3 protein-coding genes are annotated in these 1,090 nt (G+C 34.7%); all 3 read left to right on the top strand.

Annotated elements, in window-relative coordinates; genetic code table 11:
- A partial coding sequence (locus BCAMP_RS13305; RefSeq protein ID WP_232217993.1) for a transposase family protein occupies positions 1-698 on the top strand: 698 nt, incomplete at its 5' end.
- The gene (locus tag BCAMP_RS15165; protein WP_084038884.1) at positions 604-825 is read left to right on the top strand and encodes a transposase; all 222 of its coding nucleotides are present in this window, start codon (positions 604-606) and stop codon (positions 823-825) included. The genes BCAMP_RS13305 and BCAMP_RS15165, both read left to right, overlap by 95 nt.
- Entirely contained in the window at positions 728-1,027 is a 300-nt protein-coding gene (locus BCAMP_RS14090) for a hypothetical protein (RefSeq protein WP_198015810.1), read from the top strand. Before BCAMP_RS15165 ends, BCAMP_RS14090 begins: the two co-directional genes overlap by 98 nt.
- Positions 1,028-1,090 lie beyond the last annotated feature (63 nt).

Genomic DNA, 1,090 nt, shown 5'->3' with positions numbered 1-1,090 from the left:
TTAAGTCATCACAACAAATTTATAAGCGGGATTCGACAATGTCAGCTATCACTTTTAATAATATCGCGAATTCCTCTGGAATTACAGATGAAACTATTTCTTTTCCAAAAACATGGTGTTTAACTCAGTTAATTAAAGGTGTTTTAAGCACTTGTTATTTTGGTACACGCTCTTACACACCCTCACGGTGTGCGAATTGCGGCTTTAATAATAAAACAGTTAAACTCAGTAAACACGGAACTAAACTATCACGTATCACACTCCCTAAAACAAATAACCTTCCAACCTATCTCTTTTTAAAGAAGCAACGCTTCTTATGTAAAGGATGTAAAACAACCTTTATCGCTTCAACTTCGATGGTAAAACGAAATTGTTTTATCTCCAAACGTGTCATCCAAACACTAGCTGCCGAAGGACAGTTTATTACTTCTGAAAAAGATATCGCTTTTAGACAGAGTGTTACAACAACTACTGTTAATCGTGCTTTACACCAATGGTCTCCTCAATTCAAACCGAACTATCAAAGGCTTCCACTACATCTTTCAATGGATGAATTCAAATCGGTAAAGAGTGCTGATAGTCAGATGTGTTTTATTTTCACTGATGCGAAAAAATATGAAATCATTGATATCCTCCCATCTAGAAGATTGCATCATCGATCGTTTTCATTTGTCCCAATTATTAACACGCTCCCTTAATCAAACACGTATTAAACTCATGAACCGTTATGATACTCCAAACTCAGAAGATAAAAAGATTTATCGTAAACTCAAAGCGTATTGGAAATTACTTCTCAAAAAACAAAACAGACTTAAGCGATTTTGATTATCGCTATCATCGTTTATTTAACGGACAAAAAAGTTCGACAGGAATCATCGATTACTTTATGACACTGGATGTTGAATTCAAAGAAACATACGAACTAGCACAGCAATTACTGATTGCGCTACAACACAAAAATTCCCCTGCTTACCAATCACTGATTCAGACTAAAAAACCTTTCGTTTCTTCACAACATAAACGCTAGTTTAAAAACATTAAACAAGCATTTACCTAGCAATCGGAAATAGCTTTAAATACAGGATTCCAA

Origin of the sequence: Brochothrix campestris FSL F6-1037 (genome assembly GCF_000525915.1) — a bacterium.
GTDB classification, from domain to species: domain Bacteria; phylum Bacillota; class Bacilli; order Lactobacillales; family Listeriaceae; genus Brochothrix; species Brochothrix campestris.
Note: the sequence above shows the minus strand (reverse complement) of the source record. Positions and strands in the feature narration are given on the sequence as shown.

Bases quoted from the DNA above. Each gene is read 5' to 3' on its own strand.
- BCAMP_RS15165 (WP_084038884.1), top strand. From the start codon at position 604: ATGCGAAAAAATATGAAATCATTGATATCCTCCCATCTAGAAGATTGC.
- BCAMP_RS14090 (WP_198015810.1), top strand. From the start codon at position 728: ATGATACTCCAAACTCAGAAGATAAAAAGATTTATCGTAAACTCAAAG.